Origin of the sequence: Pseudomonas mucidolens (assembly GCF_900106045.1) — a bacterium.
Lineage (GTDB): Bacteria > Pseudomonadota > Gammaproteobacteria > Pseudomonadales > Pseudomonadaceae > Aquipseudomonas > Aquipseudomonas mucidolens.
In genome coordinates, this window is the sequence record NZ_LT629802.1 from 3,568,584 (window position 1) to 3,586,850 (window position 18,267).

Genomic DNA, 18,267 nt, shown 5'->3' on the forward strand with positions numbered 1-18,267 from the left:
CAAGATGCCATCACCGCATCAGCAGTTACTCCGCTACACACTTAATACAGCAAAATCAGACGCACCTTTTTCGTGCGAGTCATTCTTGCACTGCCCTTTCCTGGATCAGAATCCACGGCGACACCACCACCGCCCACAACCCCGGATCCCGCTCCACCAGGTCCAGCGCCCGCGTCGCAGAGACCTCGCCAACAGTCCCCGCAGCCAGCCAGGCGGCGACTTTATCGCGGTTATCCTGCGCCATGGCCTCGGCGGTTTCGATCAAATCCAGGCTGGCATCGACCCACAATAGGGCACCCTTGGCAAAGAACGGTTCAAGCTCCTTCCAGGAGATTTCGGCAGTTTCACCAAGCAGCTTGGCATAGAGGGTGCTAGGTTCTTGCGTCATGGGAGTTCACCTGAGGAAAAAATCGGCGCAATCATACCGTCGAGCCTCAGGCAGAAAAACCCGGTTGCAAATGAAGTCCCGAGAGAAAATGCCAGGAAAGCGAGGGATTGCCTGAAACTCTGGCATCACCGCGCCGCAATTCTGACTTTTTCTTTCATTTAAGCGACACACCCAGCGTTTGCCCCCAGCAGCCAGCTTTTCAATCGACGAACCGGCGCTCTACACTGTACCGGTACAGTTGCCAGGCTGCCGCCGGGGGATATCCGAGATATCCGATCCGGTTCAGTAGCTCACAAGGCCGCTAGAACTATAAAAAATACAACAGTAAGAGTGGAGCACTATGAATAAGGCTACTAAGCAGATTTCCAAACTGTTTGCCGCTATGGTCCTGGCCGGGGTTGCCAGCCATTCGTTCGCAGCCGACACCATCGTTATCGGTATTGCCGGCCCTAAAACCGGCCCGGTGACCCAGTATGGCGACATGCAGTTCATGGGTGCCAAACAGGCTATCGAAGACATCAACAAAAAGGGCGGTGTCGACGGCAAGCTGCTCGAAGCCAAGGAATACGATGACGCTTGCGATCCTAAACAAGCCGTTGCCGTCGCCAACAAAGTGGTCAACGACGGCGTCAAGTTCGTGGTCGGTCACCTCTGCTCCAGCTCCACTCAGCCAGCGTCGGATATCTATGAAGACGAAGGCGTCATCATGATTACCCCGGCTGCCACCAGCCCGGAAATCACCTCTCGTGGCTACAAGATGATTTTCCGTACCATCGGCCTGGACAGCGCCCAGGGCCCGGCCGCTGGCAACTACATTGCCAACCACGTGAAACCGAAGGTTGTCGCGGTCCTGCACGACAAGCAACAGTACGGTGAAGGCATCGCCTCGGCCGTGAAGAAAACCCTGGAAGACAAAGGCGTGAAAGTGGCCGTCTTCGAAGGCCTGAACGCCGGTGACAAGGATTTCTCCTCGATCATCCAGAAACTCAAGCAGAACAACGTCGATTTCGTCTACTACGGCGGCTACCACCCGGAGTTGGGCCTGATCCTGCGCCAGTCCAAGGAAAAAGGCCTGGACGCCAAGTTCATGGGTCCGGAAGGCGTCGGCAACGACTCCATCTCGCAAATTGCCCAGGGCGCTTCCGAAGGCCTGCTGGTGACCTTGCCGAAATCCTTCGACCAGGATCCGGCCAACAAAGCCATCGTCGACGCATTCGCGGCCAAGAAGCAGGACCCAAGCGGTCCGTTCGTATTCCCGGCTTACGCTGCGGTTGAAGTCATTGCCGGTGGTATCGCCGCCGCGAAAAGCGAAGACACCGCTAAAGTCGCCGAAGCGATCCATGCCGGTACCTTCAAGACCCCGACGGGCGATCTGAGCTTTGACGAAAAAGGCGACCTGAAGGACTTCAAGTTCGTGGTCTACCAATGGCACTTCGGCAAACCAAAAACCGAAGTTTCCCCTCAGTAAGCCAGGCATTACTGGATAGCAAGCCCACTGTGCAAGCAGTGGGCTTTGTTTTACGAGGTTTATGGGCCTGACGCCCGCGATCCGGGCGCTGGTTCACCTGAAAATCTTAAAACCGTCACCAGCGGTTCGCTGGCAAACGCTCCGTGCAAATGTGGTCACAGAACACAGCACCGGGCCGGAACATGACTCCACCAGTGAAATGCGTATCGGGTTTTTAGGAGCGCTGTAATGCCTGAGATCTATCATTTTTTCCAACAGCTGGTTAATGGCCTGACCATTGGCAGCACCTATGCCTTGATAGCCATTGGCTACACAATGGTTTACGGCATCATTGGAATGATCAACTTCGCCCATGGCGAGGTGTACATGATTGGTTCCTACGTGGCTTTCATTGCCCTTGCCGGGCTGGCCATGATGGGTATCCACTCACTGCCGCTGTTGATGACTGCCGCGTTCCTGGCGTCGATCATCGTGACCAGTGCCTATGGCTACAGTATCGAGCGCGTTGCTTACCGTCCCTTGCGTGGCAGCAACCGATTGATCCCGCTGATTTCCGCCATCGGCATGTCGATTTTCCTGCAGAACACCGTATTGCTGTCTCAGGACTCCAAGGACAAGTCCATTCCCAACCTGATCCCGGGGAGCTTCTCCTTCGGTCCGGGTGGCGCGCAAGAAGTGCTGATTTCCTACATGCAGATCCTGGTGTTCGTGGTCACGCTGATCGCGATGCTGGGCCTGACCCTGTTCATCTCCCGCTCCCGTCTGGGGCGCGCCTGCCGGGCCTGTGCCGAAGACATCAAAATGGCCAACCTGTTGGGCATCAATACCAACAACATCATCGCCCTGACCTTCGTCATCGGTGCCGCACTGGCGGCCGTCGCTGCCGTGTTGCTGAGCATGCAGTATGGCGTGATCAACCCCAACGCTGGATTCCTGGTAGGCCTCAAGGCCTTTACCGCAGCGGTATTGGGCGGTATCGGCAGTATTCCGGGCGCCATGCTCGGCGGGCTGGTACTGGGTGTGGCCGAGGCCTTTGGCGCCGATATCTTCGGTGACCAGTACAAGGACGTGGTGGCATTCGGTCTTTTGGTTCTGGTGCTGTTATTCCGGCCGACCGGCATTCTGGGCCGTCCGGAGGTTGAGAAAGTATGAGCAGATATCTTAAATCGGCGTTTTTCAGCGCCTTGCTGGTGTGGGCCGTGGCCTTCCCGGTCCTCGGCCTCAAACTGAGCATTGTCGGGATCAACCTTGAAGTGCATGGCACCGGTCCGGTGACCCTGACCATCATTGCCCTGTGCTCGGTACTGATGTTCCTGCGAGTGCTGTTCAGCCAGCAGGTCGGCGAGCTGTTCAAGTCCAACCGTCGGCCGCTGGTCTCGCCCAAGGTCAGTCAGTTCCTGACCCTGCCGCGCACCCAGCGCTACATCATCGTCGGGCTGATCGCGGCCGCACTGATCTGGCCGTTCTTCGGTTCCCGTGGCGCGGTGGATATTGGTGTTTTGATCCTGATTTACGTGATGCTCGGCCTAGGGTTGAACATCGTGGTAGGTCTGGCGGGTCTGCTGGACCTGGGTTATGTAGGTTTTTACGCTGTCGGCGCCTATACCTACGCACTGTTGTCACACTACCTCGGTTGGGGATTCTGGATCTGCCTGCCAATTGCCGGAATGATGGCCGCGACCTTCGGTTTCCTCCTCGGCTTCCCCGTGTTGCGACTGCGCGGTGATTACCTGGCGATCGTGACCTTGGGTTTCGGTGAAATCATTCGACTGTTCCTGCGTAATCTGACCGACGTCACTGGCGGACCGAACGGCATCAGCAGTATTCCAAAACCGACGTTTTTCGGGCTTCCGCTCGATAGAACTGCACCCGATGGGGGACAAACGTTCCACGAGTACTTCGGTTTGGCGTACAGCGGTTCGGACAAGATAGTATTTCTCTATCTCATCGCACTGTTGCTGGTACTGGCGACGTTGTTCGTGATCAATCGTCTGCTACGCATGCCGATCGGCCGCGCATGGGAAGCGTTGCGTGAAGATGAAATTGCCTGCCGTGCATTGGGCCTGAACCCGACAGTGATCAAACTGTCTGCCTTCACCCTCGGCGCAGCATTCGCTGGTTTTGCCGGCAGCTTCTTCGCCGCGCGTCAAGGCCTGGTGACGCCAGAGTCATTTACCTTCCTAGAATCGGCGATCATCCTCGCCATTGTCGTACTCGGCGGGATGGGCTCTCAGTTGGGTGTCATTCTTGCTGCGATCGTAATGACACTGCTGCCGGAGTTGATGCGTGATTTCAGCGAATACCGCATGTTGATGTTCGGCGCCCTGATGGTGCTGATGATGATCTGGCGCCCTCAAGGTCTGCTGCCCATGCAACGCCCTCACATGGAGTTGCGCAAATGAGCCGCGAGATCCTGAAAGTCGAAAACCTGAGCATGCGCTTCGGCGGCCTGCTGGCGGTCAACGGCGTGGCCCTGACCGTGAAAGAGAAGCAGGTCGTGGCCTTGATCGGCCCCAACGGCGCCGGCAAGACCACGGTCTTCAACTGCCTGACTGGCTTCTACAAGCCCAGCGGTGGCAGCATCCTGCTGGACGGCCAACCCATCCAGGGCATGGCCGGCCACGACATTGCCCGCAAGGGCGTGGTGCGCACCTTCCAGAACGTGCGGTTGTTCAAGGACATGACGGCGGTTGAGAACCTGTTGATCGCCCAGCACCGCCACCTGAACACCAACTTCTTCGCGGGCCTGTTCAAGACTCCGGGCTTTCGTAAAAGCGAACAGGAGGCGATGGAATACGCCGCGTACTGGCTGGACAAGGTCAACCTTACCGAGTTTGCCAACCGGCCAGCCGGGACTCTGGCGTACGGCCAGCAACGGCGCCTGGAAATCGCCCGCTGCATGATGACCCGCCCACGGATCCTCATGCTCGACGAACCCGCCGCCGGCCTGAACCCCCGGGAAACCGAGGACCTCAAGGCTCTGATCAGTGTGCTGCGTGAAGAAAACAACGCCACCGTTCTGCTGATCGAACACGACATGAAGCTGGTCATGAGCATTTCCGACCATATTGTCGTGATCAATCAGGGCACGCCGTTGGCCGACGGTACACCTGAGCAGATCCGTGACAATCCTGAAGTGATCAAAGCCTACCTGGGGGAAGCGTAAATGCTGCAATTCGAAAACGTTTCCACCTTCTACGGCAAGATCCAGGCGCTGCACGACGTCAACGTCGAAGTGCGCCAGGGCGAAATCGTCACGCTGATCGGTGCCAACGGTGCCGGCAAGTCCACGTTGTTGATGACCCTCTGCGGTTCACCTCAGGCCCACAGCGGCAGCATCCGCTACATGGGTGAGGAGTTGGTGGGACAGCACTGCGCCGCGATCATGCGCAAGAGTATTGCCGTGGTGCCGGAAGGTCGGCGGGTATTTGCCCGCCTGACCGTGGAAGAGAACCTGTCCATGGGTGGGTTCTTTACCGACAAGGGCGACTACCAGGAGCAAATGGACAAGGTGCTGCACCTGTTCCCCCGGCTCAAGGAACGCTTCAGCCAGCGCGGCGGCACCATGTCCGGCGGCGAGCAGCAAATGCTCGCCATTGGCCGGGCGCTGATGAGCAAGCCCAAGCTGTTGCTGCTGGACGAACCTTCCCTGGGCCTGGCGCCGATCATCATCCAGCAGATATTCGACATCATCGAACAACTGCGCAAGGACGGTGTGACGGTGTTCCTGGTCGAACAAAACGCCAACCAGGCGCTGAAAATCGCCGACCGCGCCTATGTGCTGGAGAACGGCCGGGTGGTCATGCAGGGCAGCGGGGAACAACTGCTGACCGATCCGAAGGTGCGCGAAGCCTACCTGGGCGGTTGAACACCGAGGAACAGAAAACGCCCGGTTAGGGCTGGTGCTGATTAGTTAAGGGAACGCCGACTACTGTAGGAGCGAGCGTGCTCGCGAAAAACGTCAACGATAACGCGTGCATACTGGATAAACGCGGCGCCTTTGAGTTCTTCGCGAGCAAGCTCGCTCCTACAAAAAAATCCTTAACTGATCGGCACTCCCCTGTTCGGGCCGTTTTTTATTTTTTTCTACCCGGTCTGTAACGATCCCCTCCGCCCTTTCTCTAGTGGTGTAGGCAAGCAACCGCGCTTGCTGATTCAACCCACTACTGGAGATACCTCATGACAAGCAAACCCCGCTCGCTGTCCGCCTCTACCCTGATTCTGGGCTGCGCCCTGAGCCTGTCAGCACTGAGCACCACCGCCCATGCGGCCGACGACATGGAGAAATGCTTCGGTGTGGCCGAAGCCGGCAAAAACGACTGCGCCGCGGGCGCTGGCACGTCCTGCGCCGGCACCTCGAAAACCAAGGATCAGGCCAACGCCTGGAAACTAGTGCCAGCCGGCACTTGCCTGGAAATCCCAAGCACCACCTCGCCGACCGGTTTTGGCCAGAAAGCCGCTTTCAGCGCCAAGTCCTGAAACCCGCCAACGCCTGAGTACGGACGATGACACTCGCATCTACCCACGCTGTTTTAGCAGCCCCCATCACCCAGACTCAGGCGTCCGGCCTCCCCCTTCGGGCGGGGCTGGGGCTCAAGAACGAGCATTGGCGTGAAGTGCTCGATACACGGCCCGACATCGGTTTTTTTGAAGTCCACGCCGAAAACTACATGGTGGCGGGCGGCCCGTTTCATCATTACCTGGGGTTGATCCGCGAACACTATCCGCTCGCGCTGCACGGCGTCGGGCTGTCCATCGGTGGTGAAAGTCCACTGAACCTTGAACACCTGGCATGTCTGGCCAGGCTGATCGAGCGCTATCAACCCCATTGCTTTTCCGAACACCTGGCCTGGTCCAGCCACGGCCCGATGTTCCTCAATGATTTGTTGCCCCTGGCCTATGACGACGACGCGCTGCAGCGAGTGTGCGCGCATATCGATCAGGTACAAGACACCCTCAAACGGCGAATGCTGCTGGAGAATCCCTCGACGTACCTGCAATTCCAGCGCTCCACCCTTGAGGAAACGGACTTCATCAGCGAGATCATTCGCCGTACGGGCTGCGGTTTACTGCTGGACGTCAACAACCTGTATGTCTCCTGCATCAACCATCAGCAAGACCCGCTGGGCTACATCGACGCGCTGCCGTTGCACGCCGTGGGCGAGATTCATCTGGCGGGTTTTGCCGAAGACACCGACAGCCTCGGTGACCGCTTACTGATTGACGATCACGGAGCGCCAATTGACAACGCCGTATGGCACCTCTACCAACATGTACTGGCGCGGACCGGCCCCGTGGCCACGCTGATCGAACGAGACAATCAAATACCGGCATTCAGTGTGTTACACGCCGAAGCACGCCAGGCCGATCACTACCTGCGCACAGCACGTTCATGAGCACTCACGCGATGTTTGCCCGCGCCCTGCTCGCGCCGGAGCAGGATTGCCCCGAAGGGTTGTTCAGTCGCAACGGTGCCGATCCGGCCAGTCGTTTTGCGGTGTATCGCAACAACCTCCGCAGTTCCTTGATCAACGCCCTTGCCAGCGGTTTTCCGGTGACGTTGCAATTGGTAGGTGACGCATTTTTCCGCGGCATGGCGGGACTCTATGTCCAGGCATTTCCCCCCGTCAGCCGATTGATCAGTGAATATGGCGCTGATTTCGCGGATTTCATCCAAGGGTTCCCTCCCGCGGCGAGTGTGCCCTACCTGGCCGATGTCGCACGGTTGGAACGGTCGCGGGTCAGGGCCTTTCATGCCGCCGATGCGCCGGTCATGGACCCGCAGAGCATCATCGCCGCCTTGCAACAGCCAACGGGTTTTGGCGACCTGCGCCTGCAACTGCATCCGTCCCTGGCAACGTTGAGTTCGCCTTACGCCATCATCGCTTTGTGGGCAGCACACCAGGCGGGCACCTCACTCTCCGGCGTCGATCCCCTCCATCCGCAAAGTGCACTGGTGGTGCGTGACGGCCTGGAGGTCAAGGTATTCGCCATCGACAGCGGCATGCAGGTGTTCATCAACAGCCTGGCCAACGGACGGCCATTGGACATGGCCATGACCCACGCGCTAGCGGCATGCACTGATTTTGCCCCGCAGCAATGCCTCAGGCTGCTGATCAGCCAAGGGGCTGTCACCCACTTGCATATCGAACAAAAGGTAACGCCATGAGCACTACCCCTTCGCACCTGATACAACGGTGCATCCAGCGCTTCGAGAAAATCCCCTACAGCCTGATCGCCTGCATCGCCCGCTTTTCGATTGCCGCGGTGTTCTGGAAGTCCGGGCAAACCAAGGTCGAAGGGTTTGCCGTGGACTTGATCAGCGGCACCTTCCAATTCAACGCACCGCACTTGGCACCTTCGACCTTGCCGCTGTTTCGCAGTGAATATCACCTGCCATTGCTATCCCCGGAGCTGGCCGCGTACCTGGCTGTGCTCGCCGAACACCTGTTCCCGCTACTGATCCTGGCGGGGTTGGCCACGCGCTTCTCGGCGCTGGCCTTGCTGGGCATGACGCTGGCGATCCAGCTGTTCATCTATCCGGATGCCTACCCGACCCATGGCACCTGGATCGCGCTGCTGCTGGTATTGATCGGCAAAGGGCCGGGACGCTTGTCGATGGATCACCTGATTGCCCGTCATTACCGCTAGAGCCGGTCCAATGCCTCGCCGCTGCGCTTGAACCAATCCACCAGATAATCCGCCAGTACCTGGGTTCGGCGCGGCAATCCTCCCTGATAAGGATGCACCAGGTACATCGGCATACTGCGCGTCTGATAGTCGCGCAGCAGCCAGCGTAAACTGCCGTCGGCCAACGGTGCCTGTAACAGATAGGACGGCAGCCGCGCGATGCCCGCACCGGCCAGGGCAGCTTTTTTCAACAGACTGTAGTGATTGGAAGCGAAGATCCCGGTAACCCGCACGCGCAGCAGTTCATGTTGCTGGTGATACAACCACTCTTCGCGGCCGCTGTAATGGCTGTTGAGCAAACAAGAGTGTGTCGTCAGCTCGGCGGGTGTCTGGGGCTCACCGTATTGCTGCAGATAGTCAGGGCTGGCGCAGGTCATTTCGTGCCAGGCCAACAATGGCCTGGCCACCAGTCGTTCATCATTGGCAACTTGCGAGCGCACCGCCAGATCGAAACCGTCCCGGGCCAGGTCGTGATAGTGGTTGCTGAGTTCCAGTTCAACCTGCACCTGCGGATATTGCCGGGAAAACTCCAGCAATAGCCCATCGAAGAAGATTTCTCCCAAGGACACCGGAACCGTCATACGCACCGGTCCCGCTATATCATCCTTGAGCCTGGCCAGCGCCTGACGCGCCCGCTCGACGTGTACCTGCAACGCCTGGGCCTGAGGCAACAGCGCGGCGCCGGCCGCCGTCAAGCTCAGGCGGCGAGTAGTGCGGTGCAGCAACACCACCGCAAACCGGCTCTCCAACTGACTGATGCGCTTCGACAACTGCCCTTTACTGCAACCGAGCTGCTGGGCCGCCTGGGTAAAACTTCCCGCTTCGATCAACACGGCAAACGCTGCGAGGTCATCCATTTCGCTCATGGATTGTTTCCATATGAAAACCAAAGGTTGCCCATTAGCACGCTGATAGCCTCGAAAAACAACTCTAGACTGACCGCTCACCGACAAACCTGGAGGAAAGTACGATGAAAATCCTGTTGATTGGCGCCAGCGGCACCATCGGTTCTGCGGTCAAGGCGAACCTGTCCCAAAGGCATGATGTGATCAGCGTGGGCCGCCAGAGCGGCGACTTCCAGGTCGACATCAGTGACAGCGCCTCGATCCGACAGCTGTTCGAACAAACCGGCAGATTCGACGCGTTGATCTGTGCCGCCGGCAGCGTCAACTTCGTGCCCCTGGCAGACATGAGCGCCAGCGATTTCAGCCTGGGCCTGCACGACAAACTGATGGGCCAGGTCAATCTGCTGCTGATCGGTCGTGAGTTCGCCAATGATGGAGCTTCGTTTACCTTCACCACTGGCATCCTCAACCGCGATCCGATCCGCACCGGCGCCTCGGCGGCGCTGGTCAACGGTGCGCTGGACGCGTTCGTCAAGGCCGCGGCGATCGAGCTGCCACGGGGCTTGCGTATCAACGCGGTGAGCCCGACCGTAGTGGTCGAGGCGATGCACAGCTATGCGCCTTTCTTTCGCGGTTTCAAGCCGGTACCGGCATCCGAAGTGGCATTGGCCTACGCCAAAAGTGTTGAAGGGCTACAGACAGGGCAGACTTATATCGTCGGTTGAATTCAACCTGTGTCCCAGGCTTGTGATGCAGCGCCAGCCTGCGTAACGTGGCGGCACTTGCCTGGAGACCCGATAATGCGTGTTGCCCGTACCCTAGCGCTGTTTGCCCTGCTCCCACTGTTCACTGCTTGCCAACTGTTCGACAGCGAGCCGGCCAAACCCTCCCTGGCGGGCCTGACCCGAATGCAGGGTGAACTGACCGCCGTGGGTGAAAAGCTGTTGTTCCAGCCCTGTCACGACCAGCGTAGCTACGTGGTCAAGGATACCGGCGGCACCAGTATCCTCCAGGAGGCCGCTTCCCTGGCCGGTCAGCAGGACAAACTGTTTGTCGATTTGCGCGGCAAGTTTTCCGGTGTCGCCAGCGGCACCCAGGGTCAGGTCGATCTGCAACAACTCTATCGCGTCGAGCGCTCGACGTCGGCCTGCGATGACCCGGATTTCAAACGCATGATCCTGCGCGCCAACGGCCACAAGCCCGCCTGGGCATTGAATGTCACCAACAAGGGCATGGTCTTGCAGCGTGAAGGCCAGCCGCCGTTGCCGGTGCCCTACGTGGAAGAGCAATTGGGCGATGGCCGCTTCAATCTCACCACCGAGGCCAATGGCCAGCACATCGAATTGTGGGTCGCTCCACAGCGTTGCATCGACAAGGTCAGCGGCAGCCTGCAACACATGACCGCCGAGCTGCGGGTCAACGGTCAGGTACAACGTGGATGCGCGGCATTCGGCGGCTCCCGGGACGACTGATTCGACCTGCGTGGTTTTAACATGACGGGATACCGCCATTGGGGCTTATAATCACCGGTTTGCAAAACCGCCGGCTTTACCAAACGCCGCATACCGGATCCTGTCATGTTACGAATCACCGAACTCAAGCTGCCCATCGACCATCCCGAAGAAGACCTGCGGCCTGCCATCGTGCAGCGCCTGGGCATCGCCAGTGATGACCTGCTCGATTTCACCCTGTTCAAACGCAGCTATGACGCCCGTAAAAAGTCATCGGAGCTGTGCTTCATCTACACCGTCGACCTGCAAGTCAAAGGTGAAAGCGCTTTGCTGCTCAAGTTCGCCGAGGACCGTAACGTCAACCCGGCACCGGACATCAGCTACAAAGTCGTGGGCCAGGCACCGCAAGGTATGAGCGAACGGCCAATCGTCGTGGGCTTCGGGCCGTGCGGGATTTTTGCCGGTTTGTTGCTCGCGCAAATGGGTTTCAAGCCAATCATCCTCGAACGCGGCCGCGAAGTGCGCCAGCGCACCAAGGACACCTGGGGCCTGTGGCGCAAAAACGTGCTCAACCCCGAATCCAACGTGCAATTCGGTGAGGGCGGCGCCGGCACGTTTTCTGACGGCAAGCTCTACAGCCAGATCAAGGACCCGCAATTCCATGGCCGGAAGGTCCTGAACGAATTCGTCAAGGCTGGCGCGCCGGAAGAAATCCTCTACGTCAGCAAACCGCACATCGGTACATTCCGCCTCACCGGCGTGGTGGAAAACATGCGTCAGCAGATCATCGCCCTGGGCGGTGAAGTGCGTTTCGAACAGCGTGTGACCGACGTGCTGATCGAAGACGGTCAGTTGCACGGCGTAGTCGTCGACGGCGGCGAGCAGATTCTGTCCCGGCACGTGATCCTCGCCCTCGGCCACAGCGCCCGCGACACCTTCCGCATGCTCCACGGCCGTGGCGTGTACATGGAGGCCAAGCCGTTCTCGGTGGGTTTCCGTATCGAGCACCCGCAATCACTGATCGACGCGGCGCGCCTGGGTAAATATGCCGGGCATCCAAAACTCGGCGCGGCGGACTACAAGCTGGTACACCACGCCAAGAATGGCCGCTCGGTCTACAGTTTTTGCATGTGCCCAGGCGGCACGGTGGTCGCCGCCACTTCCGAGCCGAACCGGGTCGTGACCAACGGCATGAGTCAGTACTCGCGTAATGAACGCAACGCCAACTCCGGGATCGTGGTGGGTATCACCCCGGAAGTGGATTATCCAGGCGGCCCGCTGGCCGGGATCGAACTGCAAGAGCGCCTGGAATCCCACGCATTCATCCTCGGTGGCAGTAACTACGAAGCGCCGGCGCAACTGGTAGGTGATTTCATCGCTGGCAAGCCGTCAACGGCCATCGGTACCGTGGAGCCTTCCTACAAGCCTGGGGTCGCCCTGGGCGACTTGGCCCAAGCCTTGCCGGACTTCGCCATCGAAGCCATTCGCGAAGCGCTGCCGGCCTTCGAGAAGCAAATCAAAGGCTATTCGTTGCACGACGCCGTACTGACCGGGATCGAAACCCGCACATCGTCACCGCTGCGAGTTACCCGCGACGCCTCGATGCAAAGCTTGAATGTAAAGGGCCTGTTCCCGGCCGGCGAAGGCGCGGGGTATGCCGGCGGGATCTTGTCGGCAGGCGTCGACGGAATCCGGATTGCGGAAGCCGTGGCGCGCAATATGCTGGGGATTGACGCTTAGGGCGGCAGTGGTAGAGGGGGTAAGCTTCAAGTTAAACGCACAGTCTGCTGTAGCTTGCAGCTTGAGGCTTACCGCTTGCCACCGCCGTCAAACATTCGCGCGCAGCACTGTCTCCGGCAGCGGCTCGCCGCGCTCGACACTGGCCGCGACAATCGCAATCAGCCCTTCCAACTCATAACCCTGCCCCGCCAGCCACGCCTGATCGTAATAAGTCGTGGCATAACGCTCGCCGCCGTCACACAGGATCGCCACGATGGAGCCCGACTCGCCCCTGGCTTGCATTTGCCGTGCTGCGATCAATGCACCAATCAGGTTGGTACCGCTCGACCCACCCACTCGCCGACCGAGACGCGCTGCCAGGTAATGCATGGCAGCCAGCGACAAGGCATCCGGCACTTTGACCATCGCATCAATCACCTTGGGCAGGAACGATGCTTCCACCCGTGGCCGCCCGATGCCTTCGATCCGCGAGCCACAATCCAGGCGCAGACTGGCGTCACCGGTCTGGTAATACTCGAAAAACACCGAACGCTCCGCATCGGCACATAACACTTGGGTGCAATGCTGGCGATACCGCACATAGCGACCCAAGGTCGCGGTGGTGCCGCCTGTGCCAGGACTGGAAATCAGCCAGCTCGGCTCCGGGTACCGTTCAAAACGCAGTTGCTGGAAAATCGACTCGGCGATGTTGTTGTTGGCTCGCCAATCGGTGGCACGCTCGGCGTAGGTAAACTGATCCATGAAGTGACCGCCACTTTCCCGCGCCAGGCGCTCGGATTCGGCATAAATCTGCGTGGGGTCCTGTACCAGATGGCTCTTGCCGCCATAAAAGGCGATCTGGGCAATCTTTTCCTGAGAGGTGGTGGCGGGCATCACGGCAATGAACGGCAAGCCCAGCAAGCGCGCGAAGTAAGCCTCCGAGATCGCGGTTGAACCACTGGATGCCTCGATGACCGGTGCCCCAGCCTTGAGCCAACCATTGCACAGCGCATACAGGAATAATGATCGGGCCAGCCGATGTTTCAAGCTACCGGTGGGGTGGCTGGACTCATCCTTGAAGTACAACTCGATTCCCGGCAAACCTGGCAACGGCAAGGGAATCAGATGCGTGTCGGCACTGCGCTGGAAGTCCGCTTCAATGATACGGATGGCCTCTCGGGCCCACGGACGGCTGTCGCTCATGATCAACTTCTCTCAGGTTTGAGACTTGATCTTAGGACATTTTGCGGACCCTCCACAGATACAGTCATGACTCAATAAAACGCACAATTGCGAGATACCGTGCAGCTGTTGGCGCTAGCCCCCGTGGCGCTCAGGAATACTGCATCGGCCCCGAAGCCGAGAATAAAAAACCCCGACCAGCCACCCGGTCGGGGTTCTCTTTGCTGCAACGCTGAACGCTTAACGCGTAACGCGGCTGGTTCCATCAACCGTCATGATGCGGACACGGTCGCCGATGCGGAAGATTTCGTTCTCTTCAACAGCCTGAACATAGGCACGCATGCTGCCGTCGTCTTCACGAACGGTGATTTCCACGCCCTGGGTACGGGTCAGGCCTTCTTCGGTGGCCGAACCCAGCAAGCCGCCGGCAACCGCGCCGATGACAGCCGTCACGATGCTGCCACGGCCACCACCGATGGCGCTGCCGCCGACACCCCCGATGACCGCACCCGCGGCACCGCCGATCGGAGTCTTGGTGCCTTCGATTTTCACCGGGCGCAAGGATTCGATGGTACCCATGCGGACGGTCTGGACACGCCGCGCTTCGTCACGGGAGTAAGAGTCGCCGGTCAAACTGGAGGCGCAGCCACCCAGCAGCAACGACATGGTGGTAAAGCAAGCAACCAGCAGAACAGACTTACGCATAGCATCAACTCCATAGGACAGGTATTCATTAAACTCCGCTGCTTGACGCCTGTCACGGCACAGCCCGGAGAAAATTGCTTTCATTCAGCCCCAGTACAGTTGGACTGTGCGGCAAAACTCGACGAACGGTAGAACCTGCGCCACCCCAAGGAGTTTCATGGACTACTTCATCATTGTAGCTACCACCGCGGCAGGCCTGTATTTCCATTGGTGGCTGTATAGCCGCATCAAGCGCTGGATAGACCGCGATCTGGCGTTATCCCTCGCCGGGCACGATCAGCGCAAGCGCCTCTTCATGCTGCAACAGTTGGACCGCGCTCGGGTCGAGAAGGTCAAGCGTCGGGATTTGCCGCGTTGGCTGCAGGACGCAGCACAAAAATATTCGCCACAAGCCCCTGACTAAAGAGGCATAGGTATCTACACAATTTTGCCTCAACGCTTAAATCCAGGCAGATAGGGCTGTTGTGGTGAGCGGGCTTGCCCCGCGTAGGGGGGCTGCGAAGCAGTCCCAGTAAGCCGAATGCGGTGTATCAGAGACTCCGTAGCGGCTGGTTTTGGGGCTGCTTCGCAGCCCAACGCGGGACAAGCCCGCTCGCCACAGGGACATTCGTCAGTTTCTGAAAGTTGTGTAGACACCTATGCTAAAGAGGCTTGGGATCAGGCAGGGAATCAAAGGCGCTTCAGGGCGCCAATCGCTCACGGGTCCAGCCGGCACCTTGCAGGCGATAATTCAGGCGGTCATGCAGACGGCTCGCCCGGCCCTGCCAGAACTCGATACGTTCCGGCAACAGGCGATAACCGCCCCAATGATCAGGGCAGTCAGGCTGGGTATCACTGAAACGTTGCTCAGTCGCCTGGAGCAACGCCTGCAATTCTTCACGATCGCGGATCACCCGGCTCTGTGGAGAAGCCCAGGCGCCGAGACGGCTGCCCAGCGGGCGAACCTGATAATACGCATCCGACTCTTCAGGCGTGACCTTGACCACCCGACCTTCAATCCGTACCTGACGCTCAAGCGCCGGCCAAAAGAAGGTCATGGCGGCAAAGGGCCGCGCCGCCAGTTGCTCACCCTTGGCGCTCTGATAATTGGTGAAGAAGGTAAAACCTTGTGCGTCCAAGCCCTTGAGCAATAGGACCCGACAGTGTGGCCGACCGTCCTGGTCGACTGTCGCCAGGGTCATGGCATTGGCTTCCACCGGCGGCTGCTCGGTCTTTACCGCGTCGCCGAACCATCGGTGGAACAAGGCAAACGGCTCATCCGGGGCCTGGGCCTCGCTTAAACCGTCCCGTGTGTAGTCACGGCGCATATCGGCCAATGCCTGGGTCATGCGGCTTTATCCTTCTCGCTCAGCGACTCAGTTTTTTGCCTGGTCTTTCGACGCTGGTTTTTTCGCCGACGCAGTAGTCTTGGATGCCGTCGACTTTTTCGCGGCAGGTTTTGCGGCGGCTTTCTTAGTCGTCCGCTTGGCCGCAGTTTTCTTCGCAGGCGCCTTTTTTGCGGCGACCGCTTTCTTAGCGGCCGGTGCTGGCACATCCTGTACCGCCACCAACTCAGCCTTCGGCGGGTTTGGCGAGTTGTACTGGCGGAGCAGTGCCAGCATGGTGGTACGCTGGGTGAACATGATCTCCATGCGACGGTTCAAGGCTCGGCCCTGGGTACTGTCGTTGGCTGCACGCGGCATCAAATCGCCCATGCCACGCAACATCAGACGATCCTGTTTCAAGCCGCTAAGGCTGAAAATCGACGCGATGGACTGCGCTCGTTCCTTGGTCAGGGCCTGGTTCTGGCCGGCGTTGCCTGCGGTATCGACGTGACCCAGCACCAGTACAGCGGTCTTCGGATCGCTTTCAACCGCCTTGGCGACACGCGTGAACGGACCGAGCGTGACTGGCAGCAACATCGCCGGACGTTTCGGGTTGTAAGAGCCATCGACCGGGGCGATCACCACCAGCACGTTATCGCGACGTTCCAGCTCCAGCTTGGTGCCCTTGATGGCTGCGCGCAGGCGTGGCTCGTAGTCATCCAGCCAGGCTTGGGTCACTTTCGGGTCCAGCATCGAAACGTTGGACACGTCGACTTTGCTCAGGGATTTTGGCTTGCTTTCAAACGGCCACCACCATTTGCTATCGGTGTCCGTCTTGGCCACTACCGGCGCAGCGGCAGGTGCAGGCGTCGCGGCCTTGAGGTCGGCCTTCAAGTCAGCCTTGGCGTTGGCTTCCTTGGCATCCGCCTGGAACGGCCACCACCACTTGCTATCGGTATCGGTCTTGGCCACTGCCGGCGCAGCATCGGGTGCAGGCGTCGCAGCCTTGAGGTCGGCTTTCAGATCAGCCTTGGCGTCGGAGGCCGACGCATCTGCTTGGGCTGTTGTGTCTTTGGCAGTCGTCTTGTCGGTGCCGAATGACCACCAATGGCCACCCGCGGCATCATTTTGTGGAGTTTGTGCACAACCAGTAAGAGTGAGACAGAGCGCCAGTGCCAAGGACTTGTTCGATAACATGAGATATCCACAAAATGAGAAAAAATCGGGGGTCTAGATGACCCATTAAACAGACGCTTCAAGATGATTAAAGTTACAAAATTTTACCAAGCGTCTTATGCAAGTGCCTTTTTAACAAAAAAACACCAAACAGCAAGCTATTTACAGACAACCGGCGAATATTCCGACCAACTTTTGCGCGCGCGGGTCCATAAGTACGTAAGGCCCCAGAGTATTGGTCACAAAACCAAACGCTACATCATGTTCCGGATCGGCAAACCCGATAGAGCCACCGGCCCCAGGATGCCCAAATGCACGTGGCCCAAGGCCAAAAGTCGCATTGGGCACCTGCGGCTGATCCAACATGCAGCCCAGGCCAAAACGGGTTTGCGTCAATAAAGTTTTATCCGGCCCGATACTGTGCTCGCGGGTCAGTTGTTCGAGCATATCGGCTTCCAACAAACTTCCGTCCAACAAACCACTGTAAAATCCCGCCAAACTGCGCGCATTACCATGACCATTAGCCGCGGGCTGCTGCATGCGTCGCCACTCAGGTTTATTAGTACTGGTCAGAATAGACGGCGGATTAGTAAACGCACGGGTCGTCATTGCCGTGGGCTCACGCATAGTTACCTGTAGCAAACGTTGTGCGGCTTCATCACCCACATTGCCTTTACCCCGGGCAATATGAGCGACCCGATGGAATTCCGTGTCCGCCAGCCCGACGTGAAAGTCCAGGCCCAACGGGCGCGCGACCCTGGCGACAATTGACTCCCCCGGCCCACGACCGTCGGCCCGACGCAACAACTCCCCCACCAGCCAACCGTAAGTGATGGCGGCATAACCATGCCCTTCGCCAGGTGTCCACCACGGCGCTTCGGCGGCCAGCGCGTCGACCATCACTTGCCAGTCATACAGCGCTTCGGCGGGCAACGTTTCACGTAGCGCCGGCAACCCGGCCTTATGGCAAAGCAACTGGCGCAGGGTAATGGTTTCCTTGCCTGCCGCGGCGAACTCAGGCCAGTAGTCAGCGACTGGAGCATCCAACTGCAGCTTGCCTTCCGCCACCAGTTGCAAGGCGGTCACGGCGGTGAAGGTCTTGGTGCAGGAAAACAGGTTAGCGATGGTGTCGCTGTGCCAGGCCTCGGTGCCGTCCTTGTCGGCGGTACCGGCCCACAGATCGACGACCGTTTCACCGCCAATCTGGATACACAGCGCCGCGCCACGCTCCTGAGGGTCGTCGAACAGCGCGGCAAAAGCTTCACGCACTGCTTCGAATTGAAGCTCGTAATGACCCTGAATCTGCACCTGCATCCCCTCGCGAAAACCTTACGTAAAG

Annotated in this window: 20 protein-coding genes; 13 read left to right on the plus strand and 7 right to left on the minus strand. The window is 58.9% G+C overall.

The features are described 5' to 3' along the window. Window positions 1-79: 79 nt before the first annotated feature. On the minus strand, window positions 80-388 hold the full coding sequence (locus BLU75_RS16465; RefSeq protein WP_084377064.1) for a DUF2288 domain-containing protein: 309 nt from the start codon (window positions 386-388) through the stop codon (window positions 80-82). A 340-nt stretch (window positions 389-728) separates the two neighbouring features. On the opposite strand from BLU75_RS16465, the gene BLU75_RS16470 reads away from it, so the two are divergent. The 9 genes from BLU75_RS16470 to BLU75_RS16510 all read left to right on the plus strand — a co-directional run bounded on the left by BLU75_RS16470 (window position 729) and on the right by BLU75_RS16510 (window position 8,507). Continuing rightward, on the plus strand, window positions 729-1,856 hold the full coding sequence (locus BLU75_RS16470; protein WP_090221509.1) for a branched-chain amino acid ABC transporter substrate-binding protein: 1,128 nt from the start codon (window positions 729-731) through the stop codon (window positions 1,854-1,856). A gap of 228 nt (window positions 1,857-2,084) precedes the next feature. After that, window positions 2,085-3,008, plus strand: coding sequence for a high-affinity branched-chain amino acid ABC transporter permease LivH (livH, locus tag BLU75_RS16475; RefSeq protein WP_084377068.1), 924 nt, complete (start codon window positions 2,085-2,087; stop codon window positions 3,006-3,008). Then, window positions 3,005-4,258 (plus strand): high-affinity branched-chain amino acid ABC transporter permease LivM, encoded by a 1,254-nt coding sequence (locus BLU75_RS16480; RefSeq protein ID WP_084377070.1) that lies wholly within the window; start codon window positions 3,005-3,007, stop codon window positions 4,256-4,258. Before livH ends, BLU75_RS16480 begins: the two co-directional genes overlap by 4 nt. Next, window positions 4,255-5,022: a high-affinity branched-chain amino acid ABC transporter ATP-binding protein LivG gene (livG, locus tag BLU75_RS16485; protein WP_084377072.1), complete on the plus strand. Its 768-nt coding sequence runs from the start codon at window positions 4,255-4,257 to the stop codon at window positions 5,020-5,022. Before BLU75_RS16480 ends, livG begins: the two co-directional genes overlap by 4 nt. After that, the gene (locus BLU75_RS16490) at window positions 5,023-5,724 is read left to right on the plus strand and encodes an ABC transporter ATP-binding protein (RefSeq protein WP_084377074.1); all 702 of its coding nucleotides are present in this window, start codon (window positions 5,023-5,025) and stop codon (window positions 5,722-5,724) included. Between the two features lie 311 nt (window positions 5,725-6,035). Beyond that, the gene (locus tag BLU75_RS16495) at window positions 6,036-6,335 is read left to right on the plus strand and encodes a BufA1 family periplasmic bufferin-type metallophore (protein WP_084377076.1); all 300 of its coding nucleotides are present in this window, start codon (window positions 6,036-6,038) and stop codon (window positions 6,333-6,335) included. Window positions 6,336-6,361: 26 nt separating this feature from the next. Further along, the gene (gene bufB / locus BLU75_RS16500) at window positions 6,362-7,252 is read left to right on the plus strand and encodes an MNIO family bufferin maturase (RefSeq protein WP_084377078.1); all 891 of its coding nucleotides are present in this window, start codon (window positions 6,362-6,364) and stop codon (window positions 7,250-7,252) included. Next, window positions 7,249-8,025 (plus strand): HvfC/BufC N-terminal domain-containing protein, encoded by a 777-nt coding sequence (locus BLU75_RS16505; protein WP_084377080.1) that lies wholly within the window; start codon window positions 7,249-7,251, stop codon window positions 8,023-8,025. Before bufB ends, BLU75_RS16505 begins: the two co-directional genes overlap by 4 nt. Then, a complete protein-coding gene (locus BLU75_RS16510) occupies window positions 8,022-8,507 on the plus strand; it encodes a DoxX family protein (protein WP_084377082.1) in 486 nt (161 codons plus the stop codon). The genes BLU75_RS16505 and BLU75_RS16510 overlap by 4 nt, the downstream gene beginning before the upstream one ends. Here BLU75_RS16510 and BLU75_RS16515 read toward each other — a convergent pair. Further along, on the minus strand, window positions 8,504-9,412 hold the full coding sequence (locus BLU75_RS16515; RefSeq protein WP_084377084.1) for a LysR family transcriptional regulator: 909 nt from the start codon (window positions 9,410-9,412) through the stop codon (window positions 8,504-8,506). The two genes, BLU75_RS16510 and BLU75_RS16515, sit on opposite strands and share 4 nt — an antisense overlap. 104 nt (window positions 9,413-9,516) lie before the next feature. Here BLU75_RS16515 and BLU75_RS16520 point away from each other — a divergent pair, with 104 nt between their 5' ends. The 3 genes from BLU75_RS16520 (at window position 9,517) to BLU75_RS16530 (ending at window position 12,582) form a co-directional block, all read left to right on the plus strand. Next, window positions 9,517-10,116 (plus strand): short chain dehydrogenase, encoded by a 600-nt coding sequence (locus BLU75_RS16520; RefSeq protein ID WP_084377086.1) that lies wholly within the window; start codon window positions 9,517-9,519, stop codon window positions 10,114-10,116. A 75-nt stretch (window positions 10,117-10,191) separates the two neighbouring features. Then, entirely contained in the window at window positions 10,192-10,863 is a 672-nt protein-coding gene (locus BLU75_RS16525) for a COG3650 family protein (protein ID WP_084377088.1), read from the plus strand. A 105-nt stretch (window positions 10,864-10,968) separates the two neighbouring features. Beyond that, window positions 10,969-12,582 (plus strand): NAD(P)/FAD-dependent oxidoreductase, encoded by a 1,614-nt coding sequence (locus tag BLU75_RS16530; RefSeq protein ID WP_084377090.1) that lies wholly within the window; start codon window positions 10,969-10,971, stop codon window positions 12,580-12,582. Window positions 12,583-12,669: 87 nt separating this feature from the next. Here BLU75_RS16530 and BLU75_RS16535 read toward each other — a convergent pair whose 3' ends face one another. Both BLU75_RS16535 and BLU75_RS16540 read right to left on the minus strand, forming a co-directional pair. Then, window positions 12,670-13,764, minus strand: a complete 1,095-nt coding sequence (locus BLU75_RS16535; RefSeq protein ID WP_084377092.1) for a PLP-dependent cysteine synthase family protein — start codon at window positions 13,762-13,764, stop codon at window positions 12,670-12,672. Window positions 13,765-13,983: 219 nt separating this feature from the next. Beyond that, window positions 13,984-14,448, minus strand: a complete 465-nt coding sequence (locus BLU75_RS16540; protein WP_084377094.1) for an outer membrane lipoprotein — start codon at window positions 14,446-14,448, stop codon at window positions 13,984-13,986. 157 nt (window positions 14,449-14,605) lie between these two features. Here BLU75_RS16540 and BLU75_RS16545 point away from each other — a divergent pair, with 157 nt between their 5' ends. Next, window positions 14,606-14,851 (plus strand): 30S ribosomal protein S3, encoded by a 246-nt coding sequence (locus tag BLU75_RS16545; RefSeq protein WP_084377096.1) that lies wholly within the window; start codon window positions 14,606-14,608, stop codon window positions 14,849-14,851. Between the two features lie 277 nt (window positions 14,852-15,128). Here the strand turns inward: BLU75_RS16545 and pdxH are convergent, their stop codons facing one another. The 3 genes from pdxH to BLU75_RS16560 form a co-directional block, all read right to left on the minus strand. Continuing rightward, entirely contained in the window at window positions 15,129-15,776 is a 648-nt protein-coding gene (pdxH, locus tag BLU75_RS16550) for a pyridoxamine 5'-phosphate oxidase (protein WP_084377098.1), read from the minus strand. 27 nt (window positions 15,777-15,803) lie between these two features. Beyond that, a complete protein-coding gene (locus BLU75_RS16555; protein ID WP_090221510.1) occupies window positions 15,804-16,949 on the minus strand; it encodes an OmpA family protein in 1,146 nt (381 codons plus the stop codon). A 141-nt stretch (window positions 16,950-17,090) separates the two neighbouring features. Then, window positions 17,091-18,236, minus strand: a complete 1,146-nt coding sequence (locus BLU75_RS16560; protein ID WP_084377341.1) for a serine hydrolase domain-containing protein — start codon at window positions 18,234-18,236, stop codon at window positions 17,091-17,093. Between the last annotated feature and the right edge of the window lie 31 nt (window positions 18,237-18,267).